The 25,614-nt window shown below is 42.3% G+C and carries 22 protein-coding genes, 3 pseudogenes and 1 riboswitch; of the genes and pseudogenes, 21 read left to right on the forward strand and 4 right to left on the reverse strand.

Going from position 1 to position 25,614, the window contains the following annotated elements; translation table 11 throughout:
* The first annotated feature begins 84 nt into the window (after positions 1–84).
* The 9 genes from ACMP1L_RS12710 (at position 85) to ACMP1L_RS12750 (ending at position 13,696) form a co-directional block, all read left to right on the forward strand.
* Positions 85–7,314 (forward strand): hypothetical protein, encoded by a 7,230-nt coding sequence (locus tag ACMP1L_RS12710; protein WP_418453238.1) that lies wholly within the window; start codon positions 85–87, stop codon positions 7,312–7,314.
* A 522-nt stretch (positions 7,315–7,836) separates the two neighbouring features.
* Complete coding sequence (locus tag ACMP1L_RS12715) at positions 7,837–9,072, forward strand: tyrosine-type recombinase/integrase (protein WP_418453239.1); 1,236 nt, start codon at positions 7,837–7,839, stop codon at positions 9,070–9,072.
* A 189-nt stretch (positions 9,073–9,261) separates the two neighbouring features.
* Positions 9,262–9,624, forward strand: a complete 363-nt coding sequence (locus ACMP1L_RS12720; protein ID WP_177303988.1) for a hypothetical protein — start codon at positions 9,262–9,264, stop codon at positions 9,622–9,624.
* An 18-nt stretch (positions 9,625–9,642) separates the two neighbouring features.
* Positions 9,643–9,993 carry a hypothetical protein gene (locus tag ACMP1L_RS12725; protein ID WP_177303987.1) on the forward strand — a complete coding sequence of 117 codons (351 nt, stop codon included), beginning with the start codon at positions 9,643–9,645 and terminating at the stop codon, positions 9,991–9,993.
* A gap of 11 nt (positions 9,994–10,004) precedes the next feature.
* Positions 10,005–10,556 carry a hypothetical protein gene (locus tag ACMP1L_RS12730; RefSeq protein ID WP_177303986.1) on the forward strand — a complete coding sequence of 184 codons (552 nt, stop codon included), beginning with the start codon at positions 10,005–10,007 and terminating at the stop codon, positions 10,554–10,556.
* A gap of 88 nt (positions 10,557–10,644) precedes the next feature.
* Positions 10,645–10,968, forward strand: coding sequence for a helix-turn-helix domain-containing protein (locus tag ACMP1L_RS12735; protein ID WP_418453240.1), 324 nt, complete (start codon positions 10,645–10,647; stop codon positions 10,966–10,968).
* A 15-nt stretch (positions 10,969–10,983) separates the two neighbouring features.
* Positions 10,984–11,289 (forward strand): hypothetical protein, encoded by a 306-nt coding sequence (locus ACMP1L_RS12740; RefSeq protein WP_418453241.1) that lies wholly within the window; start codon positions 10,984–10,986, stop codon positions 11,287–11,289.
* Positions 11,247–11,606 (forward strand): SOS response-associated peptidase family protein, encoded by a 360-nt coding sequence (locus ACMP1L_RS12745; RefSeq protein WP_418453242.1) that lies wholly within the window; start codon positions 11,247–11,249, stop codon positions 11,604–11,606. The genes ACMP1L_RS12740 and ACMP1L_RS12745 overlap by 43 nt, the downstream gene beginning before the upstream one ends.
* A gap of 185 nt (positions 11,607–11,791) precedes the next feature.
* Positions 11,792–13,696 carry a hypothetical protein gene (locus ACMP1L_RS12750; protein WP_418453243.1) on the forward strand — a complete coding sequence of 635 codons (1,905 nt, stop codon included), beginning with the start codon at positions 11,792–11,794 and terminating at the stop codon, positions 13,694–13,696.
* Between the two features lie 88 nt (positions 13,697–13,784).
* On the opposite strand, the gene ACMP1L_RS12755 is transcribed toward ACMP1L_RS12750, so the two are convergent.
* Positions 13,785–14,204: a RusA family crossover junction endodeoxyribonuclease gene (locus ACMP1L_RS12755; RefSeq protein WP_177303982.1), complete on the reverse strand. Its 420-nt coding sequence runs from the start codon at positions 14,202–14,204 to the stop codon at positions 13,785–13,787.
* A gap of 38 nt (positions 14,205–14,242) precedes the next feature.
* On the opposite strand from ACMP1L_RS12755, the gene ACMP1L_RS12760 reads away from it, so the two are divergent.
* The 12 genes and pseudogenes from ACMP1L_RS12760 (at position 14,243) to ACMP1L_RS12815 (ending at position 22,979) form a co-directional block, all read left to right on the forward strand.
* Positions 14,243–15,211 carry a DUF6040 family protein gene (locus ACMP1L_RS12760; RefSeq protein ID WP_418453244.1) on the forward strand — a complete coding sequence of 323 codons (969 nt, stop codon included), beginning with the start codon at positions 14,243–14,245 and terminating at the stop codon, positions 15,209–15,211.
* A gap of 154 nt (positions 15,212–15,365) precedes the next feature.
* Entirely contained in the window at positions 15,366–15,800 is a 435-nt protein-coding gene (locus ACMP1L_RS12765; protein WP_009243644.1) for an Rrf2 family transcriptional regulator, read from the forward strand.
* A gap of 211 nt (positions 15,801–16,011) precedes the next feature.
* Positions 16,012–16,407 carry a pyridoxamine 5'-phosphate oxidase family protein gene (locus ACMP1L_RS12770; RefSeq protein WP_004844992.1) on the forward strand — a complete coding sequence of 132 codons (396 nt, stop codon included), beginning with the start codon at positions 16,012–16,014 and terminating at the stop codon, positions 16,405–16,407.
* A 20-nt stretch (positions 16,408–16,427) separates the two neighbouring features.
* A riboswitch (FMN riboswitch) is annotated at positions 16,428–16,539 on the forward strand.
* 74 nt (positions 16,540–16,613) lie between these two features.
* A pseudogene (locus ACMP1L_RS12775) lies at positions 16,614–17,039 on the forward strand (macro domain-containing protein); the annotation flags it as partial.
* Entirely contained in the window at positions 17,017–17,421 is a 405-nt protein-coding gene (locus ACMP1L_RS12780; protein ID WP_418453246.1) for a GNAT family N-acetyltransferase, read from the forward strand. The pseudogene ACMP1L_RS12775 and the gene ACMP1L_RS12780, both read left to right, overlap by 23 nt.
* Before the next feature lie 42 nt (positions 17,422–17,463).
* Positions 17,464–17,691 carry a hypothetical protein gene (locus ACMP1L_RS12785; RefSeq protein WP_418453247.1) on the forward strand — a complete coding sequence of 76 codons (228 nt, stop codon included), beginning with the start codon at positions 17,464–17,466 and terminating at the stop codon, positions 17,689–17,691.
* The gene (locus ACMP1L_RS12790; protein WP_418453248.1) at positions 17,684–17,839 is read left to right on the forward strand and encodes a hypothetical protein; all 156 of its coding nucleotides are present in this window, start codon (positions 17,684–17,686) and stop codon (positions 17,837–17,839) included. The genes ACMP1L_RS12785 and ACMP1L_RS12790 overlap by 8 nt, the downstream gene beginning before the upstream one ends.
* 352 nt (positions 17,840–18,191) lie before the next feature.
* Positions 18,192–18,365, forward strand: coding sequence for a hypothetical protein (locus tag ACMP1L_RS12795; protein ID WP_418453249.1), 174 nt, complete (start codon positions 18,192–18,194; stop codon positions 18,363–18,365).
* An 878-nt stretch (positions 18,366–19,243) separates the two neighbouring features.
* The gene (locus ACMP1L_RS12800) at positions 19,244–20,122 is read left to right on the forward strand and encodes an NERD domain-containing protein (RefSeq protein ID WP_418453250.1); all 879 of its coding nucleotides are present in this window, start codon (positions 19,244–19,246) and stop codon (positions 20,120–20,122) included.
* Between the two features lie 454 nt (positions 20,123–20,576).
* Complete coding sequence (locus ACMP1L_RS12805) at positions 20,577–20,993, forward strand: hypothetical protein (protein WP_418453251.1); 417 nt, start codon at positions 20,577–20,579, stop codon at positions 20,991–20,993.
* A gap of 713 nt (positions 20,994–21,706) precedes the next feature.
* A complete protein-coding gene (locus tag ACMP1L_RS12810; RefSeq protein WP_418453257.1) occupies positions 21,707–21,775 on the forward strand; it encodes a DUF6219 family protein in 69 nt (22 codons plus the stop codon).
* 124 nt (positions 21,776–21,899) lie between these two features.
* Positions 21,900–22,979 (forward strand): annotated as a pseudogene (locus ACMP1L_RS12815) (GGDEF domain-containing protein).
* Between the two features lie 185 nt (positions 22,980–23,164).
* On the opposite strand, the pseudogene ACMP1L_RS12820 reads toward ACMP1L_RS12815, so the two are convergent.
* The 3 genes and pseudogenes from ACMP1L_RS12820 to ACMP1L_RS12830 all read right to left on the reverse strand — a co-directional run.
* Positions 23,165–23,694, reverse strand: a pseudogene (locus tag ACMP1L_RS12820) (IS66 family transposase); the annotation flags it as partial.
* A gap of 377 nt (positions 23,695–24,071) precedes the next feature.
* Positions 24,072–25,184 (reverse strand): peptide-methionine (R)-S-oxide reductase MsrB, encoded by a 1,113-nt coding sequence (msrB, locus tag ACMP1L_RS12825; RefSeq protein WP_418453254.1) that lies wholly within the window; start codon positions 25,182–25,184, stop codon positions 24,072–24,074.
* Positions 25,185–25,221: 37 nt separating this feature from the next.
* Positions 25,222–25,614: TlpA disulfide reductase family protein (locus ACMP1L_RS12830; RefSeq protein ID WP_418453255.1), on the reverse strand; the 393-nt coding region annotated here is incomplete at its 5' end.

Genomic DNA, 25,614 nt, shown 5'->3' on the forward strand with positions numbered 1-25,614 from the left:
GATTTTATGCGGCAAGAGCGAGAAAAGATTCAGGATGATCATGCGGCAGAAGCGTCTCGGGCGCGGTTTCTCAGCGGATCCGATATGACAAAAATGAAATCCCTGGCTGAAACGGCTAAAAAGAAAAGGGACAATGAAAGACAGAACTACTTAGAGAAAAAAGCGAATGATGCAAAGGGAGTGGCTGAATATGGACCATTCAGGGACGGAACTGTGCACATTACGCCATACGAGGATATTAAGAAGCGCGCAGATTTTCAGACAGGGGCTTATCAGGGGGCGAAAGATGATCGGAATCCAATCGGAACTGGAAACACTATGAAAGGATTCTGGTCAAATGCTGCAGATGGAACGATGAATCCGTTTCGTATAGCCGCACGGGCAGTGAAGCAGTCCAACGGACTGTACAATCATAGCTTTCAGTCCATGACCGATGACCAGAAAACCATGTATAACTATCTTTATCACCGTTATGGCGCGGATCAGGCAGATCGGTACGCGAGTGCCATAGATGATGAGCTGAATGTGAAAGCAGGACGCCAGGGAGCAGAAACTGTATCAAAAATGGGCACTGTTCCTGCTGTGGGTCTCAATGTGCTTGCGAGTACAGCAGCAGGATCAGAACGCGCCGTCAAGGGCCTGGGACAAGCCGTGGACATGGTAACCGGAAATTACGAAACTGCCCCGGTATCAAATTTTGATGGTTACCTGCAGCATCTGCAGGAGAAGAGCTCCGGAGCGGCCAGAATTGCTTACGATTTGGCAAACTCTACCGGATTCATGCTGCCGAGTATGCTTGTGGCACCTGCAGCCGGAGCAGCCATGGGAGCGGCAGCCGGTTCTGCCTTGGGTTCTGCCATGTTCGGTGCGGCTGCCGGCGGTAACTCCTATGCAGATTCTATCCGGGAAGGTCAGGATGTTGAGACGGCGCAGCTTTACGGTGCGCTGAATGCTGCAAGCGAAACTGCAACGCAGGCATTCCTCGGTGGCCTGAATAATGTGAGCCTGGGGCATCCGAAAGTAAAGAGTGCCATTGATACAGCAGTGCGGAAAATGATATCCAATCCAGCGGTGCGGGACCGTATGATACAGGCAGCCGGATACGGCGCAGATATGGCAGCAGAGGGCTTGCAGGAGTACACGCAGGAGCTTCTGGACAAGGCAAGCCGGAATATGCTCTTCGGCGAGAAGAACAAGATTAGCCTGGCAGATCCGGAAGCCTGGTATGCAGCCATGCTCGGTGCGCTGAATGCCGGAGTTCTGAATGCTCCGGGAGCAATCGCGCAGGAATTGGATTACCGTTCAACAGGAAAAAACATCGTTCCGGAATACAGCGAATTCGCAGAAGGCATCAACACGGATCAGAGCTATGCTGCAGCAGAGACGCAGCAGGAAACCAGAGATCTTCAGGAGCTGGCACAGCGTTATGCGCAGCAGCAGGAAAACGGCGAAAGCATCCCGGCCCGAGACAACGGGAGATTCCTGGAAAGAATGGAAAATTTCACGGAAAATGTACAACAGGGCGAAGAAATTACGCAGAACCAGGAAAAAGATGCTCAGAACACGGAAAAAAATGCTCAGAATATGACCGATGATGTCCAGGAAGAGATAGTGCAGAAACCGGAAATGAATCCGCAGAATGTTTCGACTGCGCCAGTAGAAACGCAGCTTGAGACTGGAAGTATAGAAGACGATACTTTGGGGGAGCTGTCTGAACAGTATGGAAAATATGGCAAGAATGCTTATGTGGACTATTATGATCACGAGACGGATCTTCCCCAGTATAGCAGAACCTTTGATCGTGTGTACGATGCTGGCCGTTGGGGAATTAAAATGGACGAGGCAGTGCACCAGGAGGCGTTGTCAACATTAGGACGCGAAAAGCTGGAAAACATCTGGAAAGCCGGGGCACAGGACCGCGAGATGGTAACTAGCAACGTGAACCGTGAGACGGGAGAACCGCTGAACATGACACAGGGAGAAGTACGGATTGGTGGCCTTAGCCAGACTGCGGAAAATGCCTCATCAGCACAGAAAACCTTTGCGCAGTACATGGGTACAAGAACCGGCCTGACCTTTGACCTGGTGGACGGCATGGAGCAGGGCGGTGCTGTGGCTTCTTACGAGAAGGGCAAAGTGACACTGGATATCAACAGCAAGGACTTTCTGGGCAGCGCTTCACATGAGCTGACCCATTTCATCCGGGATTATGCCCCAGGTGAGTACAATGAGTACGCAGACACGGTCATCCGGCAGATCATGAAATCAGAGGGTATGGATCTGCAGGAAGGAACGGAGTCATACATCAATAACTACATGAGCCAGGCCGGGCAGCAGTTAACCAGGGAACAGGCCGTAGAGGAAATTGTTGCGGATGCTTCGCAGAAGTTTTTCAACGACGAGGAATTTATCAAAGAGGTAACGCAGAACCGAAACTTGGGTCAGAAAATCCTTGACTTTATCAATGATGTGATTGACGCCATTAGGAGTTTGATTAAGACTGGCAGCACCAGGCAGTCAGCCAAAGCCCTGGAAGAGAACCTTGTGTACTTCCAGCGGGCCAGAAGAGACTATATGGCAGGCCTGGAGACGGCGAGTGAGAGGTATAAGGCAGGATACGAGATTGAAGGGAATGAAGGAGAAAGATTCAAGCTTATAGGAAAAGATGAAAACGGAATTGAAACATATGAAACATCAGAAAATGTAAAAAATCTAAGCATAAAAGAACGTAAAAATATTATGCTGAATTCGTTGCTTGAAGAATTCCATGGAAGGACAGCGAAATTTGAGCATGAAGGGAAAGTGGATTACGCTGTTTTAGATGAAGCTGGAATTCGAAAAGGCATATACGGAGATAAAAAGTCTCAGAATGCAGGATATAAGACGAAAATAAATATTGGGGCAGATAAAAATTATTTTGAATTACTGGAGAATTCAAAGTACTATAGAAGTTCATTGGAACAGGGAAAAACTACAGCCAGTGGGGTACATGATAATACATTATCATGGGACTATTATTTAAAAACGATTAAGGCAGACGGAAAGTTCTACGATGTACTGATTAATGTTAGAAACACAGGCAAAGATCAATTTGTATACGATGTGTCATTAAAAGGGAAAAAAACAGAGCCGCCGAGCAGTACACGAAGTACATTAGGTCAAGGCGACTCTGTATCTACTACTGTACAGGATAGAGGAGCTATTGTCAAGAAAAAATTCCAGCTCAAAGATCCAGTAGAGGAAACCGGTACTCTGATTGCGGCTGTTGCTCCGGAAGGAACCGACGAAAGCGTCATGACAGCGTTGGCCGATCGCGGAATCAAGACGGTAAGTTATGACCCGGAAGTAGAAGGTTCCAGAAACCGGGCGGTGAATTCAGTGGAAGGCATCCGCTTCCAGATGGAGGACATGGACGATTACCTGTTTTATGATAATCATTATGTGAAGAATATCATAAAAGAGAACCAGGAACTGAAGGAAGCAAATGAATTGCTGAAAAAAGAATTTACCTTGACGGCCAAGGACGAGCTGCGCCAGGATGATATTCGGAAGGCCTGCGGGAAGGTTTTGAAGGAGTATAACAGTAAAGCAAAGCTGGAGACCGTGGCATCGAATGTCACGAAATTATTTGAGTATGTGCGGTCTGGTGACCGGATTGCCTGGGATGAGGCAAGTGAAGTGGCAACGGTTATTGGTCGGTCCATACTGGAACAGGCACAGCAGAAAGACACCGCGTTAACCGAGCAGTATAAAGATCTCCGGAAGCAGATTAAAGATACAAAGATTCTGATCACTGATCAGGATAAGGCAGATCTGGCAGCAGCAGGAGGGTATAATAGTTTCCGTCAGAAGTATTTTGGCCGAATGAGTTTGGGAAAAACTGGTATTTCGGTGGACACGCTCTATCAGGAGTTATCATCACAGCATCCGGATCTTTTTGATCCAGATATTACACATCCAGCTGATCAGCTGATGCAGATCGGTAATGTGCTGGATATAACCCAGCCACAGGTATTGAACCCATATCACGCGAATATGGATGAAATGGCTTATCATGTTGGTCAGGAACTCCTTCAGGAATACTGGAATGTCCGGCAGCCGGCACCGACCTTTGCAGACCGCAAGGCAGAAGAATTGAGAAAAGTGCGGCAGCAGTATAATAATAAACTGGATGCGTATAAACAGAAAATGGGAGACCAGTATACAGCCCTGTTGAATGAAACTAGACGCGAAAATGCTGACATGAGAAAAGCACATGCGCGGGAACTTTACTGGCAGAAGGAAAAATTTAATACAAAAATGAAAGATCGGCGGGAAGCTCTTGCGAAGCGGGAAGCCAAGGAAAGTGTTATCAAAGAATCTGCGAGGCTCAGAAAATGGCTTTTGGAACCAAATGACAAGCAGCATATTCCGGAAGAACTTCGAACCGTGGTAGCGGATTTCCTTAGCAACATTGATTTTTCTTCTAAGACTGATTACAACGGAGCGAAAACTCAGAGAACCATGGCGTGGGAAGAGGCATTAAAAGCCTTTAACACAATTAAAGAGACTGGACAGATTACAGATCAAGATGGAAATGTGCGTTATGTCGATATAGACCCGGATCAAGTGGCCAGAATGGAAGAATTAAATAAAAAGGTGAAAGGTATAGACCGTCTGGAAGATTTGGATTCCTATAGTCTGCAGGAGTTGCTAAAGACAGTCCGATCCATGAAATCGACAATTACGGAAATTAATACTTTAAAAACCAACAAAAAATATGGTGAAGTTAGTCTCCTGGCAGAAAGCGTATTCCACGATACGGATTATATGAAAGACCGGAAAGAATTTAGAGGACCGGTTGGTCAGGTGGATAGCCTTTTGAATATAAAGATGATGGATCCAGTAACAGTGTTTCATAAAATTGGTCCGGCTATGGAAACTGTGTATGATTCACTCACGACTGGTTGGGATAAGAAAACCAAACTCTTGAAGGAAGCATCAGATTATTTTAGTGAGGCATTGAAAGAATGCGGGCTCAAACCGAAAGATATTCGGGGATGGACCGGTAAAAATCCGGAGAGACATAGTTTCTCACTTTCCGGCGGAGATATAACATTGTCAACCGGTCAGATTATGGCGCTATATGAGTTAGATAAGCGAGGCCAGGCGCGGAAGCATATTTATGATCAGAAGGGCGGCATTAAGGCCGGAGAGATTGATCTTGGTACATCTTTAAAAGAAAAACGTTTATTGCCGGAGCGGTTGCGGGGGAATAAACCAATTAGGGTTACTGCGGAAGACGTAAAGACGATCACGGCTGTGCTTACTGACTATCAGAAGAAACTGGCGGATAAAATGCAGCGATTCCTTGGAGATAATGCGGCAAATTGGGGAAATGAGGCATCAAGGGAGATGTATGGATATGATAAGTATAAGTCCAGAAACTATTTTCCAATCACAACGGACAAGGATTACATCATGCAGCCGGAGGGCAATAAAAAGGATTCCACTATTCGCAACCTCGGCATGACAAAGAGCACGAATGCCTATGCGAATAATCCGATTATTGTTGAAGATATCTTTGATGTGTTCACACGGCATGTGGATCAGATGAGCAGCTATAACGGTTTGCTAGTACCGCTTTCTGATTTGCACAAGCTTCTGAACTATAAAGATGCACGGGGATTTAATGGTTCCAGTATTCAGGAGCGCATCAAAGCCACACTTGGAACTGGTACGGCAAAGTATTTGGATAATCTGGTAGATGATATCAATGGATCTGTCCATACCAGGAATGATACAGGAATTGCGGATATGCTTATGGGCAACATGAAGGCTGCGGCGGTAGCAGGAAACCTTCGTGTTGCAGTACAGCAGCCTGGTTCCATTGCCCGCGCTTATGCAGAACTTGATGCAAAGTATATTGCCAAAGGGCTGATAAAGGGAGCCAACTGGGACATCATCACAGAATATGCGCCGATTGCGCAGTGGAAGGATTGGGGATTTTACCAGATGCAGGTATCACGCCGCATGAAAGATATCCTTGTAGAGACTGACAGTGCAAAAGACAGATTCGTCAATAAAACTATGGTGCTGGCCGAACTTGGTGATCAGGTGACATGGAAACGTTTGTGGAATGCTGTGGAATATGAGACTATGGATCGGCATCCGAATCTGCAGAAAGGCTCTAAAGAATATTACACAGAGGTGGGGCACAGATTTTCGGAAATTATCTACAAAACACAGGTGGCAGATTCTGTTATGCTTCGCACCGAGGTCATGCGGTCAAAAGATGCCCTGGCAAAGATGGCAACGGCATTTATGGGGGAGCCGCTGAAAACTTACAATATGCTGTATCGTGCAGTATGGGATCTGAAAGCTGGAAGACTTGATAAAAAGACAGCCAGAAATAATGCGATGAGGGTGGCAGCAGCTTTCACGGCTAATGCTTTCCTAACTGCAGCCGCAGCAGCAGCGGTTGATATGTTCCGTGATGATGACAGGGAGAAAGACCTGGGAGAGAAATTCCAATCTCATATGGCGGCCAATATGATTGACAATGTAAATATACTGAATAGCGTTCCATACATTCGAGATGTAATTTCTACCGTCCAGGGAAACACTGTAAAGCGTACCGACATGCAAGGAATCCAGGATGTATATTATGCCTGGAAAAAAGTATACAAGGCGATGCAGAAGACCGGGAAATACACGCCACAGTACGCTTTTCTGGAAGCATTAAGATCTACCAGTGCCTTGACAGGTATTCCAATCAAAAGTATCACTAGAGATGCCTTGTCCATCATTGATACAACAGTAAGCTCCTTAAGCGGCGCAGGAGAGTACGAGGCTACGAAGATGAAATACGGTCTGTCATTGAAAGATAACAAGAGCCTTTATGTAAGCATGATGATGAATGCCACAGAAGCGAGAGATAAGGCGTTGGCTGACAAAATCAAGAGAGACCTTATGGATGCTGGGTATACGGAAGATGACATCGAGAAGCAGATGAACCAGGAAGTTAACAAGGAGATAAAAGACAATATTGATATCATTTCTGCGGCTGACAAATATGATTACCAAGACAAAGAAAGCAGAGATGCTTTCGAGGAAGAAATCTGTACATATATTGAGCTGAAGAAAAAAGCTGGAAAGACGGAGAAAGATGCCTTGTCGTCGGTAAAGACCAAATTGGCAGCTCATTATACAGAGATGTATCAGAAGGGAGACCAGAAGACCAAAAAAGAAGTAATTGAAAAATGTAACCGATTCCGTTACAAAGGTAAGGCAGTATTCAATGGAACAGAATACAAAAACTGGGCAAAGAAATAAACGAAAATTATAATTTCGCAGCTTCGTTTAAGCGTGTTTTTGGGGACTATTTGGGGACTACGGCACTTAAAAGATAGCATAAGTAACCGAAAAATAGCAAAGGCAAGTGCTTAAAAAATGGCTTAAAACCTCACTTTTTTACACACATCAAAGAGCGGTGAAGGCAAAAATCAAAGTTCGTAATGCGTGGGTCGCCGGTTCGAGTCCGGCCAGGAGCTTATAAGAAAAAAGAAAATCTCCCCAAAAAGCAAGGAAAATCAAGGGTTTCCAGCGTTTTGGGGAGATTTTTTTATACTTTTAAGATTAAGTATGAATAAGCAATTTTAAGAAGTTTTTAGGGGGAAACTGGGGGAAATCTGGGGGAAAAATACCTTTCCCCCAATTTTCCCCCAGAAAAAACTTATTTTTATCGAAAAATAGATATTTTAATTGCTAATAAGTATTTATAAGTGTGAAAAAGTTCTCTCGGTGTTTTTCTAATCCTCCATAGTCTATATAGGAAATAATTTTACGAGGTGGACTATGATGACAAAACAAAATAGAAAATCAGATGAAATAACTTTTAGCGAATATAAAAAAAGTGGACGTTCTTATGTAAGGGCACGTCAGTGGGTAACATTAATAGATGAATCAGTTGAGCGGATGGAAGGAAGTGGAAAAAATCGGGTAGATGCCAGAGCTGCCTTGCAGGTGAATATCGAAAAACGCAATGAGCGTATCCAGTATGGAATGAAGAAAGACGATGGGGATATTACGCTTGCTGAGGCCGTCAAGAACCTTATTGAAGAGCGTGCTAAGGAGTATGATAGGGAAAAGGGCAGAGAAGCCCGTAGAGACGTTTCTACGAAACGAGAATGGGATGTCTTTCACTCGTTGCTTTGCCCATTTGAAATTGCAAACAAAAAGCTGAACTGCATTTTTGTTAAAGATATAGAAACTTACCGGAAACAGCTTTCAAATGCGCGCTATGATAAGCATGTCACAAAGAAGAAACATGAGCCAGAATATGTATACTACAGTGCTTCCACGCTAAATCGAATTATCCGCCTTGTTGTGACCGCTATTGATGATTATTATTTGTATCGCCCAGAAAAATCGCCGGCGATTGTATTGAAACAATTTAAACAGAGTGTACCGGCAAAAACAGAAGAAGATTTTTTGATTGGAGACGAACTACCGAAGGTGCTATCATATTTCCAACAAATGAGGAAGGAGCACAAATATGAATTGGATCCTACCTGTGCAGATTTATTTACTATTGCACTTTTAATTGGTGCAAGACCAGGAGAAATATTTGCTTTGCAAAAGCGTGATTGGAATGGAGAAACCAAAGAATTAAGAATCCAGAGAACGGGAGAATATGAAGATGGTAGAACGAAAACTGCAACATCCATTCGAATCTTAACATTGTCAGCAGTAGCTGCAGCAATCATGGATAGACGTTGTTTTGGAATTGGTCCAGATGATTTGATTTTTCCAGGAACTAAAAATAATTTGCTTTCTCCATCCAATGTAAATAAGAAATTGAAGCGGTGGTTGAAAGAAGCTGGTATCCAGAAAAATCTGCATCCTCATTCATTAAGAGGTTCGTCTGGAACATACCTTTTGGATCATGATGTGCCGATTGAAGTGGTCTCCCGGATGTTGGGACATCAGAACGTATCAACAACGCAGAATTTCTACTCTACATATACAGAAACACGTAGGAAGAAGGATGCTACCGAAATTTGCAATGCATTTGATCAGTTAGATGTGTGATATAGAAGAAGCCGCCAGCAGAAGAGATGCTGACGGCTTTTACTACGCAGTCAGCGGCGTTCCGAATTCTTTTACGGTCTTCGTAGAAATTCCTACATATCCGCCAGCCATATCTTTTCCTGTAATGGTACAATACTTTTACTGAAAATTATCAAAACCCGTGAAGGACATGCAGGAACTGTTGTCCCGATGAATTATTATGCAGAGTTCAACTGTTTTACAGAATATACCAAAGAACAGATTAAGGCAAGAGCTAAGGCGAAAAGTGCTTCGAAGAGTAAAGCGAAGAGTAGTGGGAAAAATGGAACGGCCGGAGGGCCGGCGACAGCAGATGAGGAGCAATCTTCTGCAGCTACGCAAACTGTGCGCTCAAAAGAAGAAATTATGCGGCGGCAGGAATTAGCTAAGCTGGCACTGGATGAAGAAGAGGCAATCACTGCGGCAGCTTTGAGTGAGATTGAGGCCGAACGCCCAGAAACATTCATTAACGAAAGCGGAATCCCTGATGAGCAGGTAAAAGCAATCTTTGAAGCATGTGGTATTCATCTATAATTGGAGGTAGGGCAATAAATGAAAAAGACAGAAGTAGCACAAAACAATACGGCATTATGTAAGGCATTGGTGAGTTTGCGGCAGCCCGGCGTGAAGCCAGATGCAGGAATATTCTGCGTGGCTGTAAAAAAGGACTTAGCATATTGCAACGGGCGAATCGTTTCTCTGGACGAGAATTTTCGAAATTGCGTTGTGAATGGGTATGACAAGGCCGTAATGGATGCGATATATAGCATATGGGCATCCCGTGAGGATAAGTCAACAAATGAATGTTCAATTCGCTACACAGAAATTTATGCCCGCATGAATCCCGGAAAAAATTGCATCTGGGAGAGGATACTCATAACAAAATCAGAAATGCCGTTATGAAGTTGCGGCATTTGGAAATTACCTTATCATTGGTTAATGACTTAGACCGAGTCCTTACATATTTCGGATACAATGTAAAAGATGTAGATTTAGAGCAGATGGAAGCAAAAGGTGGCAGATTCTGCATCAGGGGAAAACTAATAGATGCGCAAGTCGTATATTCAACTTTACCGACAAGAGCGAAAGATGGAACTCCGTTAGAAACAGATGGAATTATTTTGAAAGGTTGTCCAATCCTGTATCAATATGCTCTTGCTCAGCGACAGATTATTACGGTTGATGCGGAATACCTGAATATAACCGGCAGACTAACAGACAAGAAGATTGCTGTTCGGGATTATCTGATCAGTTACATCCGATCCGGTCAACACAGGAGCGAAGATTTCAGTCTCACTGTCGGCTACCAAACCATATTCGAAAATTCTGGAATCAAGTGGAATGAAGACCGAAGAATCCAGCCAAAGAACCGTGAGTTTGTAAATTCAATGACCAAATCTAAGCTGGAATCTCCTGACAATGTCAGGAGAGAAAAGCGTCTTTCGGCAGAAGTAATTGTTTTGTAAATTGGATATGCGGACCCGCAAAATCGATTTTATTTTGGGAGCTATCTTCCATTCTCTGTATGTAATCATACAGAGAGGAGGAAGCAAGGTGCGTCCGATTGCTGATATGCCCTACATCATTGGCTTGAAACTGCGGATTTATCCAACGAATGAACAGAAGGATATGATTGCCGTGAACGATGGTGTTGCGAGATTTATATACAACCGTCTGGTAGCTCGTAACCGTGAAATGTATCGGCTTAGAAAAGTTGGTTGTTATATCCAACCGATTACCGATCGTTTAGATTATTTGCTATCGTTAGGTCAGAATTCTTCTGGCCTGAAAGCAGCGTATCCGGTTTTAGAAGACAATCGTATCGATGCACAAACTATTGCGAATGCAATCAGTAAGAAATATCAATTATACAAATGATAAGGAAAATTTGAAATGGTTTTAAACGCTACGGAATGGGTAGAGAACCATATTGGTGTGGATATCCAGAAAGAGATAGTGATCACATATAAATTTGCAGCTTTTAAGGGTGCTGATCAGTTGTTTCGAATTTCTTCGGTAGGGCGAATGTGCCAGATAGAGTATGAAACGGCTGGTCGGAATGTGGTAAATACGCAGACGGTGTATGCTGGGGAAGATTTAGATATAATGGTGACTGAGATAGATAGGGAATATTATTTGTGCGGCATCGAGGAGTATTGGAAGATGCTGAACGAGCAAAAAGAGGTTTATTTGTCGTAAAGCTGCCTAAAAGCAAGGGTAACATGCCATGGAATAAGGACAAAGAGAAGGTTACCTTTACAATGACAGAATCAAAAATTCTCTATATGGCCGGAATCTGGCAACCAACAGAGCATTATAATCAATTCACTATTCTCACAACTGCCCCGAATGAGTCTATGTGTCCGGTTCACGATCGGATGCCGCTGATCTTAAAACCGGAAGAAATTATTCCATGGATTCAGGATTGGGAGAGTGCAGAGAAGTTGCTTCGCAAAACATCTCCTCTTCTGGAACGTAAGCAGGAATATGAACAGTTGTCTATTTTTACCATATAGCGTTATGCATACCTTAAATTATCAGACGATAAAATGCCATAATAACGGTATTTAGAAAAATGTGCACAAAAATTTATCAATTAGCAAAAAGTGTCTAAAAACTGTATTATTATTCAAAAAATAGTGCTATACTTGTCTCATAACATTATTCGGATATGGATAATATAACGACGGAGGTAGCGAGTATGAAAAACAAAAGATATGCAGCTTTGGTGATGGCAGCGATTCTGGCGGCATCAGCAGCTATGCCTGCAATGGCAGAAGTGGTGATTGATGGTGATAGTAGTTACAGTTCAGGAACGACGGTAGATTCTGTAACCGCGTCTGATCGTGAGGCAGATGCAGCGGTGTCCGTATCAGAGGGAGATTCTGTTTCTGTAAAAGGCGATGTAGACGCAAACGTCACGGGAGGAGTAGGTGTGTCTGCTGACAATGGAAAAGCAGATATTGGCGGCAATGTAAAAGCAGAAGACAATAATGCGATAGAAGCAGACAATAAATCAGAAGTCAGTGTGGCAGGAAATGTCGAAGGCGACGGAGGAGTACGGGCCGATGACTCCAAAGTGTCTGTAGGTGGAAATGTATCAGGAAAAGATATGGGCATAGAAGCAGTGGACGGAGCTACTGTTGACGTTGAAGGAAATGTTACATCAAAAGATAATGCGGGTGTAGAAGCGAATAAAACAGATAGAGCTACAGATGCAACCGGAGCAACTAAAGTTACGGTGAAAGGTGACGTTACATCTGATGATTTTATCGGGGTTGATGCTTCAAATGATTCAATCGTAGAAGTAGGAGGCAATGTAAGCGGTAAAGAAGCAGGAGTAAGAGCAATCGGAACTACTGAAAATCCAGATGCTGGTAAAAAAGAAGAAATTGCTAAAGTTACAGTAGGTGGCAATGTATCAGCAGAAGGAACCGGAGTGTATGCTGAAAATGCTGACGTAATTGTAGGTGGCAATGTTAAAAGTACGGAATCAACGGCAGTTGATGCATGGGATGCTAATGTCAGCGTAGATGGTAACGCATATGGATATTCTGGGATTAAAAATGAAGATTCTGATATTTCTATAAAAGGAGATATAACGAGTAACGGTGGCACAACTGTTGGAATTTTCGGAACGGAAAAAACGACTACAATCATTGGCGGCAATGTTAAAGCGGCTGGTGGCGAGGATGTTATTTTAGACGTGTCAGAGAACAAAAATGCGGATTCAGAACTTGCGATTGCCGGAAAAATTGAAAATGAGAAAAATAACGCTCAGATAACAGTAAGAATTGATGATGAAGGTAAAGTGACCAACTTACCGGAAATCATTATCGGTGAAATTGAAAATATCAATAAACTGGATATTATGGGAACTCCGGACGGGACAGACCCAACCAAAGTTTCAGATGATCTGAAGAAGGAAGTTCTTGACAATATCAAATACATTGTCAGCACCAATACGGAGAGCCTGAACGGAAATGGTACAATCACTGTTACCAAAGTTGGTGGTGGATCCTTAGATAAAGATAAGAGTGGACTGTACGAAGTTGGAAAAGCTACTGAAACCATTACCATTCACGTTGCAACAAAGGACGGTTATGAAGTATCCGAGATTAAAGCTGGCAAGGCAACTGCATCTCTTGTCAAAAATGCAGACGGTACATATTCCGTAACCATCCCGGCAGGTGGCGGCGTTAATATTGAGGCGCTGATTAAGGCAATCGAGACAAAAGCTGTTTATACATCTTCTTCTGATGACGATGATACTTCCAGCAGCAACGGCACTCCTTCTACTTGGGGATCCAATGGCGCAAACTGGACCTTTACGAAAGCAAACGGGCAGAAAGCAAAAGAAGAGTGGCAGCAAATCAGCTACAATGGCACTTTATACTGGTATTACTTCGGGGCTGATATGAACATGTCTACTGGATTATTTACAGATGCAAGCGGTCATCAGTATTATCTGAATCCGACAGAGGGTGCTTTAAAAGGAACCATGGCAACCGGTTGGGTTGAGGTAGATGGCAAGTGGATGTTCTTCAACGACGGAAGCGTGGCAGATCTTCCGTTAGGCTGCTATGTAGAAGGTATGGCAAGATAGTATATTTTCATTCAAAAAGCAAGGAGTCTGAGAGAAATCTCAGGCTCCTTTTCATATTCAAAAAGAACTGAGTTCGTTTTTCGGTTTCTCATCCAAATGTTCCCTCTACCGCTGTAATAATTACCTCAGTGCGCGGATTCTCTTTATCCCAGTACACGCGGCTCCCATCGGTGGAAACGATAATCTTAGCGTTATCATCTGTCAAAATCCCATAATTGACCAGAATATCGTGTAGGGCTTCATTGAGATTGGTCAGATCCACACGCCGTCGGGTCGGCATATAGAACTTTGCAGCTACATTGACTGGCTGATCAATACCAAGTGACTTCAAGAAAACAGAGCAATCCTTTTCATAATGTCCGTACTGCGAAGAAGGCCGCACGAAAGGTGTTTTCTTGTCATCAGCAGTTTTTTTCCAGCAGATTTGCTGATGATTTTTCTTGGTAACTGGCGGAAGTGGAATAACAATCTGAATACTCCCGTCGGAAAGTATTGTGGTTCCTGTCATAGAATAAGTCCTCCCCATAGAGAAAGCGAGGGAGATTGATGAACGGATGCAGAAACTTAGAGAACGTCGGGCAGGTGGAAGAACTTCTGCTGATGACCGAACAGATGCAGGACGAACTGGATCAGAAAGACCAGACAATCCAGGAACTGAACAGGCAGCTAAGCGAATCGCTGACCTTGAACGAGAAATTGAACAGCGAAAACAGAGCCGAGAATATCGAAGCATTGCGGACAAGATTAAGGCAAACAGAGGAACGATTGACCAGCGAGGCAGACAGCAGGAAAAGAGCCGACGCAGAAGTCGTGGCATGGAAATTTAAGTATGAAAAAGCAGAACAGGAAAAACTTTATGCACTGACAAACCAAAAGACGGTAGAGGTAGCTGTTGCAAAAAAAGTGCCTTATGAGAAATGCGAAAAATGTGACCGTACTGTTTACCAAAAAGCAAAAGAGAAATGCGATAACCGAAAAATTCAGTTGGAGAAAAAATATAAAAATATGACGACTGGTTATGAAAGTATTATGTTTTTGTTGGCGTGGTACAGCACATCCACTACACTGTTCGCTGCTATCCTTTCTCCTGCTTTTCTTAACGACAGTATCACTTTTTTCGGCACGATAGGAAAAGGAATTGTAAGTCTGCTTCAAGAGTTTGTGACAGGTGCAGATTCTTTCGGACAATTAAGCAATAGAATTTCAAATAGTATCATTTCCGAGATTGTGTACTGGCTGATCGCAGTTATTGTTATGGGAATTTTATTCATCATGACGGGATTACCGATAGTCTGGATTGGTTATCAGGTGGGGAAAATCTACCGGAAATATTGCTGGGATATCATCAGTATCATGATGGCGATAATGAGTACAGCTATTGCAATCTACTTCGGAAAATGGATAAAATCAATCATTCCGATGAACCTTATTCTACTGTTACTTCTTGTGCACGTGGTCTATATCGGAATCCGATGTTATGTGAAAGACTGGCGGGAGGAACGAGGATATTACTAAAACAAAAAGAAAACAGGAAGATTTTGTAAAGTATCTTCCTGTTTTTTCTAAAGCAGACTATTGATTGTATTTATATTAAGTTTTCAACAACAATGTAACCATTGAAATTACATCTGTTTTTTGATATGATTACTGTCAAAGAGAGGTGTTTATAATGCAGATTTCAAGCAGATTTACAATGGCAATCCATATGTTTGCCTGTATAGATACATTTTCGGATCAGAAGATGACTAGTGATTTTATGGCAGCAAGCATTGGAACTAATCCGGTGATTGTTCGTAAAATATTGCAACAATTAAAGGCTGCTGGTCTTATTGAAGTTGCAAGAGGGACAGGCGGTGTGACAATTACCAGACCATTGGAGCAGATTACATTCCTTGATGTGTATAAAGCAGTGGAATGTGCACCAGATGAAGAACTGTTTCATTTTCATGAGAATCCCAATCAGAAATGTCCGGTAGGAAAGAATATTCACCATGTTCTTGATAAGAGACTGTTAGAAGTACAGAAGGCAATGGAGGAAAAACTTTCAGAAATGACACTTGCTGATGTGAAAAAAGATATTGCAGTGTATACAGAGGAAGAGTAGCCTACAGAAGGCTTCGGATGAGTGATTATATCATCACAATTTCCGGAGCCTTTTCGTTTTTCATAATCAATGTAAAATCTTCAAAAGGAGTTGTAACAAAAAAAGTTACAAAAAATTTGATGTAACTATTGACATTACATTAAACGGATGATATTGTATAGCTACAAGATGTAATAATCGTTGTTACAACATATCAAGGAGGTAATTTAAAATGCAGAAAGTAGTAGAATTTTTACAGAAAAACCCGGTTCAGTATTTAGCAACCGTCGGAAGAGATGGAAAGGCAAAATGCCGTCCATTCATGTTCTGTTTTGAGCAGGACGGAAAGCTTTGGTTCTGTACTAACAACACAAAGGATGTTTACAAGGATATGTTAGCGAATCCTGAAGTAGAAGTATCAGTATCTTCCCCTGAATACGCATGGATTCGTCTTCATGGTAAAGCAGTATTTGAGGACAACAAGAGTGTAAAGGAAGGATGCATGAACAACCCTATCGTTAAGGGACAGTACCAGACAGCAGATAATCCTATTTTTGAGGTATTCTATCTTGAAAATCCGCATGGTTTAATCGCAGATTTCTCTGGAAATCCACCTTATGAATTTTAAAGATAATTAACAGAAAAAATTACAGTCTTCGGGGCAAGGTGTAATTCCTGACCGGCAGTATAGTCTGCGAGCAAAAGCTGATATGGTGCAATTCCATAACCGACGGTAAAGTCCGGATGAGAGAAGATATGATAAAACAAGTCCCGCAGGGAATCTCGTCCTGCGGGCTGTTTTAAATTCAGGCATATCTCACAAAAAGGAGATTTATGAGTAACAATACAGCAACTATTAAAACAAGAAAAAATTTAGTTTCTACAAGGACGATAACAATGACAGCTCTACTGGCAGCTATATCATATGTGTTGGCATTTTTAGAGTTTCTGGTTCCTTTGAGTCCATCATTTGCACGAATGCTTGGTTGTTTTTCACCGATGCATGCCTGTATTGATAACTTTATTCATACTTATGCTGGAATGGAACTTCGTCTGAAAATGCATGAAATTATGGCAAAGCAGGGGCATGAAGAAGAGACCGGCAAAGCAAAGATAACATCGGGATACAATCTTCCGACAAAATATATTCTTCATACGGTAGGACCTATTATACAATGGAAAGTCACAAAAGAAGATGAAGACCTGTTGGCAAACTGCTACACAGAGTGCCTAAAGCTTGCAGCTGATACTGGTGTGGAATGAGCAAGAGGATATGATAGACAGGTATCTTAATAAGGGGACAATGTATGTTTTGGACGATGATGGAGTTAAGTGCGAATGTGTGATAACAGACGAGGGGAACGGTGTCCTTGAAATCAAAAACATTGCAACTGAACCCGAATATCAGGGAAAGGGTTATGGTAAAGCACTAATTGACTTCGTTGCTACGACATACAAAGGGAAGTATTCTATATTTCAAGTTGGCACAGGGGATAGTCCGTTGACAATTCCTTTTTATGAGAAGTGTGGATTTATTCGTTCGCATAGCATTAAAAACTTCTTCACGGATAATTATGACCATTCAATATATGAAGCAGGTACTCAACTGGTAGATATGATTTATTTGCAGAAAAAAATATAAATTCCAATTTGTCTATCTGCAACACAAGGGGAGAGAAAACCAATGTCAAAAGAATTTGAGCTGAATGGATGCGTAGAAGTCCCAGAAGCTGTCACAGAGGATGAATTTTGCGATGCGCTCTTTACATTTTTCGAATCAAAAGGCTGGCATTATGGTGGCGGTATCAACGAAATTCGGGACGGTCAGTACGTGATGCCGGATGGCAGCCTTGGAAAAAGTGTTTTGGAAGAATATTTAGAAGATGCAGAAAGTGAGAAAGAACATGTCTAAAAAGAAAAATAAAAAAGGCGGCGATGCCTGGTGGATCGGAACTATCATTGGCGTGATCATTGGTATTGCGACGGACCATCTGGCGGTATGTATCTGCTTCGGCATTGCGATTGGATTTCTGATTGATGAGCTTCAGAAAAAGAAATAAAAATCCTCAAAAAATTCAATAAAAAAAATTCAGGGCAGAAATTTGTTTTTCTGCTCTTTTTCTGCCAATTTTCTTCCCTTTTTCCATTCTACAAAAATTCTGCCAACAATAATCCCGCACAATCCCCCTTGCTACTTTATACAGAATCTGTTATGATTTTGAACAGATGTTTGCACACGCCGACATTCTTTTTACTGGCATTTTTGAGAAATTTTTATAAGATATAACAATTTTTGAGTATTTTTAAAAGGTGAAAAAAGTGTTTTGGGCGTTTTATTTTACGGGCTGTTTCCCATATTCTTTTTAGAAACTGGAAAAGGGGAAGAAAAGAAGCAGAAAAGGAGCAGAGAAAATGGGATTAAAGAGTGAATTCTGTGGTCCAAATTTTTATCCGCCAATTTTCTTCTCTGAATTTTTTATTTCAAAATCAAGAAGAAAGAGAAGCGGAAAAAGAGCAGAAGAAAAAGGGAACCATTTTTCTGCGTTCACATTTTTTGAAAAATCCAATTTCGGAATTGCGAACTGAACGAAAATTTTCTGCTTCACAAAAACACGTTTCCCTAATCTAAGATTTTCAAAAATCAAAAATCCAGTTTTCAAAAATGCAAAACGGAAAAATGATTTTCAAAAAATCCGATGCGTGATTTTTCTTCCGCCAATTTTCTTCTCTGAATTTTTAAAAATAAAAATCTAAGAAGAAAGAGAAGCGGAAAATTTGCAGAAGAAAACGGGAACCATTTTTCTGCAGTTATCATTTCTGAAAAATATTTTCCGCACACCTCACTCGGCAAGATCAAATTTCTGCTTTACCAAATTCCTGATCCGGAACATTCAATTTCCGCAATCGCAAAATCCCCAATCCTGATTCAGCACATTTAGATTCGCCAGATCATTTTTCTAAAATAGCAATCCAAAAAAATAGAATAAAAAATTGTGCGGAATGAAAACGGCGTAAGCCGGGTGCAGCGCCGGGGGCGCGAAGCAGTGGTTGCTGTGTGAGGTGATTGAGCTGTCGCAAATTTTGTGATGAGTGGATTAGATAATTTGATTTTAGGATGAGCACATATTTTTGATGAGATGACCAAGAATGAAAATAGAAAAATGAATCCGCCCTTTTTTCTTTTCCAAAAATCCAAAACGAAAACAAGCGGAAAATTTGCAGAATAAAAATCTCCCCTCTACCAATTTAAAAAATCCGCTTACACATTTTCCTCATCTGTCAGCAAAATTTTTTCTGCTTCAAAAAAGCTGATGGATATTTTTATTTTTTCTTTTTGGGATTTTCTTTCTTTTTCCGAGAACGGCGATTAGCCTGGTGCAGCGCCGGAAGGGCGCGCAGATTTTTTGTGATGGGAATTTTTTAGAAATAATGGTATACTGGTTATAGAGGAAAGGGGAAAGAGTATGGGATTACTAATTTTAATAGTACTGGCCTGGTACCTGATTTACTTGTATCAGAAAAAGCAGTACGAGAAGACAGAATATTTTAAGCAGACGGGGAATTCATATCTGTCTGTTAGATTTGATAAAGGCCGGTATGGAGAATATCTGACTTATAAAAGTTTGGAAACTCTGCCGGGAGAAAAGAAATTTCTGTTTAATGTTTACATACCAAAACAAAATGATGAGACAACAGAACTGGATGCCGTGATGATTCACGAATCCGGAATCTATGTCTTTGAATCGAAGAATTATTCCGGTTGGATTTTCGGTTCTGAAGATCAGTATCAGTGGACGCAAACTTTACCGAATGGGAAACGTGCTCGGAAGATAAAATTTTACAATCCAGTAAAACAGAATAAAGCACATATCGAATGGTTGCTGAAATTCCTGGGTGATGAAACGCTGCCAGTTCATTCGTATATTGTTTTCAGTGAACGGTGCGAACTAAAAAATATCCAGCTGAATGATGTGAAGCAGCATGTGCTAAAACGGAACGAGTTGTTTGCAGCTGTACAGCATAATGTTTCTATCTATGAACAGAAACTTGCTGGGTGGAGAATAGAGAAGTTTTACAATCAGCTCTATCCGCTTGCACATGTATCCGAAGCAGAGAAGCAGAAGCATATCGATCAGATCCAGAAAAAGCAGGAACTCAAAAAGCCGGTTGGACAGATTGTTTCCAGCAATGTCATCAGCATAGATAAATATAGAAATCCTGGAACCTGTCCGAGGTGCGGTGGAAATCTGGTGCTCCGAACCGTAAAGCGCGGTGAGCGTAAGGGACAAACTTTTCTTGGGTGCTCCAATTTTCCAAAATGCAGATATATGGAAAAATCATGAACAGAATATAACTGATCAGAAGGGACTCGTTATGGGTCCCTTTTTTCTTTGTCAAAAAGTGAAAGAAAAATTTCGCCCCTTTTTCTTTTCTCAAAACCTCTCCACGAAAACAAGCGGAAAAAATAGCAGACAAAAATAGCAACAACCCCCTTTTCTGCTTCAGTTTCATTTTTTTTGACATTTTTCTTTTTCTAAATTTTTCCGGAGGAAAAAGGTGGTGGAAAAATTTGTGAGACGGCGATTAGCCGGGTGCAGCGAGCCTCGGAGAGGAGAGCGAAGCGGGTATTGATAAATATTAACTTTTGGTTAATGGAATTTTGAGATATAAGTTGTTACCATGTTTGTATGATTGAGATACCAATTTTGTCGAGGTTAGACCGATTCTGCCGAGGTTGTTGTGAGAAAAATTTTTGTGTGCTAATATGAAAGCAGATAATGATGGAGGTAACTGCGTATGAGAAAAAATGTAAAACGATACACAGCGATTCTTTTGATAGCAGCAATGGTTTTTCCGAGTTCTCCTGTTTATGGAAATATGGAAGATGAGTATGAACTTTTATTGGAATCGAAGGACTCCGAGGAATATCAGAAGGCTACAGATTCAAATGCTCAGAAAAACGATGAGCCCAATAAGACCGATCCAGATGATGAGGACGAAGAGATTTATGAAGACGAAGATCTGATTGATGATATTCAAAAAGCTTCTCCATCTGATGCAGAAGAGAAAGATAAGGATGAAGTGGAACTGGAACAGAATCTGGAGACTGAAAAAAAGATTGTGTCCTGGAAGTGGAACGATAAGCAGGAAGCACTGATCGATGGTGAACTTCAGCTTGCAGTGACAGAAGTGGACCAGATACTATGTAGATGAGACAGGTGCTTGGGACGGAAAAGAACGTTAATTCAACCTGCAGTTGATGGTTCTGCATGCAAACCTGCGCTATAATATAAGTGTCTCAAATAATAAATCTTTTTTCATAATAGCCGTTTCTGTGCGGCATTGAGAGGGTGCTCTTTTGGGCATCCTCAGACTGTAGACAAAAAGAAACATATATATTTTCAATGCAATGAGAAGGATAGAATTAAGATTACAAGGCTTTACTCATTATTTACATTGACAGAATGGTTGCAACCAGTTTTTGGCATTGAATGATCATGCTGGAAGGAATCGCATATTCATTTACGGAATGAAATTCCGTGTATACCATATTTGGCATAGTTTCCGGTGTTGTAATTCTCGATAAACTCTCGATCATCTTCCCATTTTTTATGGCTTTTTAAAATCTGGATTGATGTTTCTTTTGGCTTATAAAAAAATCAAGATAACTGATCACGTCACTGCTTGTGAGAATGTTATTATCAACGAGCAGAGCCAATATTTTCTTTTTCGGAGAGAGGAGAGATCTTCAATTTGTGAAATATTATAACCGTACTGCATAAGTATGGATTCCTGAGCCAAGCGCATTCCAGTTTCAGACATAGCGCCACTTAAGTATGCTCGTTCATCACTTGTTCGACATATTGACATAGGAATGTGGTAGTGTATAATTAGTATTGAATACACTGAAAAAATGAAGGAATTACATGAAAGTACATAAATATTGGTCTGTAGGAGCTTTGATCACAATGCTTGGGACTTTTTACACTGGATAAAAAACCATTACCATAACAGATTATGATATTTCATTTAAAGATATTTGTCCCAAATATAGAGAAAGTAAATGAATAGCATAGTTATTGAAATGAATATTATTTAGGGTTCGGGATAAATCGTGAAATGCAGACAAACAAGAAAAGTAAAAATATAATAGGTATTATACAGAGTTTCCTTATATTGATATTGGTAGTTCTTATTATTTTTATGATGATTCAGATTAGTAGGCTGCAGGGAACAGCACGCGTAATAAATTATGCCGGTCTGGTACGTGGAGCTACACAGCGCGAAATAAAATTAGAAATTACAGGAAACCAAAATGACGAATTAATTAAATATTTGGATGATATTCTTCTTGGATTGAGATATCAGGATGGACATTATGATCTGGTAAAACTCAATGACGAAGAGTATCAGGAAAAATTGCAAATCCAGAGTGATTACTGGGATAAATTGAAAACAGAAATTGAAGCAGTAAGAAGCAAGGGATACGAAAATACAGACATTGTTAATATGAGTGAAATATATTTTACGATGGCAGATAAAACTGTCTCTGCAGCAGAAAGTTATTCAGAAAAAATCGCTGTAAAGATTCGTACCATAGAGCTTTTGTCGGCACTTGATATGTTGAGTTTGGTGATATTGGTTATTATGCAGACTCTAAAGGCAATGCAGATGGCAATGCAAAACAGACTGCTGGAACAAAAAGCATTCATAGATGCCTATACTGGACTGCCAAATAAAAATGCCTGTAATGAGCTACTTAATAAAAAAGATATAATTACAGATTCTACAGCATGCATAATGTTTGATTTAAATAATCTAAAAACTGTAAATGATACAATGGGACATTCCGCAGGAGATCAGTTGATATTGAATTTCGCAAAGCTTTTGCGCAGTGTTATTCCAGAAAAGGATTTTGTTGGAAGATATGGCGGAGATGAGTTTATAGCAGTTATTTATCATACGAGTGAGGCGGAAATTAAGGAGATATTAAAATCATTGTACAGAGAAAAAGAGAGATTAAATAGTTGTGAAAATCAATTACCAATCGATTATGCATGCGGATAGGCATTATCCTCTGATGATATGGCGTGTACAATGCAGATGTTATTGGATGATGCAGATGCTTATATGTATAAGAATAAACAGTTATGTAAGAAATATAATTTGCGCTCAGCTCAGAGTAGAGAATCTTCTTAAATATAATCGATAGGGCTCTGTTGGAAAACTAACAGGGTTTTTACTATGTTATTGTGTGATAATATAACGAAAGTCAGTTTATAACACAGCCATAAATTAAGCAAGTAAGACTCCGAGAGATTTTTGAAACGTAAACGCTCCATAGCAAGTACTGAACCAGTCAAAAGCCACATTTGCGGCTTGGCTTAATTGATCTTCTTTGGCTTTCGAATACTCTCTGGCAGCATTTCTGACCATGGGACCAGATTATCTAAAAAGGATCGGTCTGTATCACCCATGTGTTTCGGAATTTCTGTCAGAAGATATTCAAAGTACTCATATGGCTTTAAATTGTTCGCTTTTGCTGTTTCTGCAATGCAGTAAATGATAGCGGATGATTTTGCACCATTGATGGTATCGATCATCTGCCAGTTTTTCATGCCGACACAGAATCCGCGGATCGCACGCTCTGATGCATTGTTGTCCATCGGAACATCTCCGTCGGTCAGAAAAACCCAGAAGTATTTTTCATGATTCAATGCATAAGTGAAAGCTTCCCTCAGTTTTTCCGTACCGACTTCACTTTCGTGTTGTTTCAGGTACACAACAAAGCATCTACCAGTGGTTTTACAACCATCTGACGCTGAACAAGCCTTTCTTTTGATGAAAGTTCTTTGAGTTTTCTTTCCTCCCGGTAGATTGCCTGGATCTGCTTTATGATCAGGAACGAAGCGGACTATTTCTGGCTTTCCGGATGAACTTCTGTTCCAGACGGTAAAGTGGAACCGCGTTTACATACTTTCCATTCATGATAGCTGCAGCGAGAGACGATGAGACCGGGCTTGCGTGGAGCAGGCTCTTTGGATGCGCCGCTTGTTTGCGGCGCTTGTAACACTCAGCCGGAAGGTCTTTTGACCACAGTATGAGTGGTTCTAAATTTTTTTATCTATACTTCAAGTCTTGGGCTTTGATTTAGGGTTATAAAATGTACTCTCGATACGCATTTTGTCCAAATAATCCACGTATTTCGGGCTGTACATAGGTTTCTTACGAATTTTGTAGCCGTTTTGTAGCCAGCTATTTTATACATACTAACCGTTCGCAACAACTTGATCATTCCTCGAACAGATACAGAAGATATCCGTAACCCTCTGCTTTCATCTTTGCGTAAGGAACAAAGCGCAGGGCTGCACTGTTGATGCAGTAGCGCACGCCATTGGGGGACTCCGGATCGCAGGTGAACACATGACCAAGGTGAGAATCTCCGGCACGGCTTCTGACCTCTGTGCGGCGCATGCCGTGGCTCAGGTCCTCCAGTTCCACCACGGCAGGCTCTTCAATGGGCTTTGTGAAAGCCGGCCAGCCGCAGCCGCTCTCGTACTTATCCGTGGAGGAAAAGAGCGGCTCGCCTGTGACGACATCCACATAGATGCCCTTTTCAAACTTATCCCAGAACTCGCCTGTGAAAGCGCGCTCCGTGCCGCTCTCCTGTGTAACACGGTACTGCTCCGCCGTCAGCTTGTCCCGGATGGATCCCGCCGCGGGCTTCTGATAGTCGCCCGGATCGATGCGCAGCCGGGAAAACAGCTCCATCTCCGCGCGCGGGATGTGGCAGTAGCCGTTCGGGTTCTTTTCGAGGTAGTTCTGGTGGTACTCCTCGGCGGGGTAGTAGTTCTTGAGTGGGCCGATCTCCACGAAGAACTTTTCACTGCGTCCCCGCTCGATCTCCGCGATGCGCTCCACCGTTTCCTTCGCGCTTACGTTGGTGTAATAGACACCGGTCTGATACTGGCTGCCCCGGTCGTTGCCCTGCCGGTTCTCCACCGTGGGGTCGATCACATAGAAGTAGGCCAGCAGCAGGGCGTCGAGACTCACCTGTCCGGGGTCATACTCCACCCGCACGGCCTCCCGAAAGCCGGTCTCGCCCTTGCAGACAGTCTTGTAATCGGCGTCCGCCTCGCAGGTGCCGTTTGCATAGCCGCTCTCGGCATCGATGACGCCGGGGATGGATTGCATCAGCTGTTCCATGCCCCAGAAGCAGCCGCCCGCCAGATATATGACATTTTCCGTGGTATCCATATACATGCTTCCTTCACCGGACATATCAGAGGGCTGTCCGGTCATTTCCTTCTCATCCGTTTTCTGCGGCATATTTTTCTGCCCGGCGGCGCAGCCGCTCAGCAGCAGTACCGCGGTGAGCAGAAGCGGCAATACTCTCCGATACATGGTGTATCCCTCCTTTCTGAGAAGATAAATTCGTTTGTCAGCCCATATCGGCGGCAAGAGCCTGGTCGATGAGTTTTTGCAGCGTCTCCGCCTGCTTCTTTTCCGTGATGGCGCCTACGATGGGTTCACCCACGATATTGCCGCTGCGGTCGACCACATAGGTGGTGGGATAGGCAAAGATACTGGTGGCAAACTTTCCCGCCTCACTGTCGGAGTCAAAATACACATTCTGATAGGTGGCGCCCTTCTTGGCAAGCACATCCTTCGCCTCGGAAATTGCCGTTTCGTTGCCGTCCAGCGTGAAGGTGTTGACGCCGATGAGGGAGCCGCCCTTCTCCGCCAGTTCCTTGTTCAGCGCATCCAGCTCGGAAAGCTCGCCTACGCAGGGATTGCAGGTGGTGAACCAGAAATTCACCACGGTGACGGCGTT

The sequence above is a fragment of the Ventrimonas sp. genome (assembly GCF_048380235.1).
GTDB lineage: Bacteria > Bacillota > Clostridia > Lachnospirales > Lachnospiraceae > Brotaphodocola.

Excerpts from the sequence above, each read along its gene's own strand:
- ACMP1L_RS12710 (WP_418453238.1), top strand. The coding sequence starts at position 85 with ATGACAAAAATGAAATCCCTGGCTGAAACGGCTAAAAAGAAAAGGGAC.
- ACMP1L_RS12715 (WP_418453239.1), top strand. The coding sequence starts at position 7,837 with ATGATGACAAAACAAAATAGAAAATCAGATGAAATAACTTTTAGCGAA.
- ACMP1L_RS12720 (WP_177303988.1), top strand. The coding sequence starts at position 9,262 with ATGAATTATTATGCAGAGTTCAACTGTTTTACAGAATATACCAAAGAA.
- ACMP1L_RS12725 (WP_177303987.1), top strand. The coding sequence starts at position 9,643 with ATGAAAAAGACAGAAGTAGCACAAAACAATACGGCATTATGTAAGGCA.
- ACMP1L_RS12740 (WP_418453241.1), top strand. The coding sequence starts at position 10,984 with ATGGTTTTAAACGCTACGGAATGGGTAGAGAACCATATTGGTGTGGAT.
- ACMP1L_RS12750 (WP_418453243.1), top strand. The coding sequence starts at position 11,792 with ATGAAAAACAAAAGATATGCAGCTTTGGTGATGGCAGCGATTCTGGCG.
- ACMP1L_RS12755 (WP_177303982.1), bottom strand. The coding sequence starts at position 14,204 with ATGACAGGAACCACAATACTTTCCGACGGGAGTATTCAGATTGTTATT.
- ACMP1L_RS12760 (WP_418453244.1), top strand. The coding sequence starts at position 14,243 with ATGAACGGATGCAGAAACTTAGAGAACGTCGGGCAGGTGGAAGAACTT.
- ACMP1L_RS12765 (WP_009243644.1), top strand. The coding sequence starts at position 15,366 with ATGCAGATTTCAAGCAGATTTACAATGGCAATCCATATGTTTGCCTGT.
- ACMP1L_RS12770 (WP_004844992.1), top strand. The coding sequence starts at position 16,012 with ATGCAGAAAGTAGTAGAATTTTTACAGAAAAACCCGGTTCAGTATTTA.
- ACMP1L_RS12785 (WP_418453247.1), top strand. The coding sequence starts at position 17,464 with ATGTCAAAAGAATTTGAGCTGAATGGATGCGTAGAAGTCCCAGAAGCT.
- ACMP1L_RS12790 (WP_418453248.1), top strand. The coding sequence starts at position 17,684 with ATGTCTAAAAAGAAAAATAAAAAAGGCGGCGATGCCTGGTGGATCGGA.
- ACMP1L_RS12795 (WP_418453249.1), top strand. The coding sequence starts at position 18,192 with ATGGGATTAAAGAGTGAATTCTGTGGTCCAAATTTTTATCCGCCAATT.
- ACMP1L_RS12800 (WP_418453250.1), top strand. The coding sequence starts at position 19,244 with ATGGGATTACTAATTTTAATAGTACTGGCCTGGTACCTGATTTACTTG.
- ACMP1L_RS12805 (WP_418453251.1), top strand. The coding sequence starts at position 20,577 with ATGAGAAAAAATGTAAAACGATACACAGCGATTCTTTTGATAGCAGCA.
- msrB (WP_418453254.1), bottom strand. The coding sequence starts at position 25,184 with ATGTATCGGAGAGTATTGCCGCTTCTGCTCACCGCGGTACTGCTGCTG.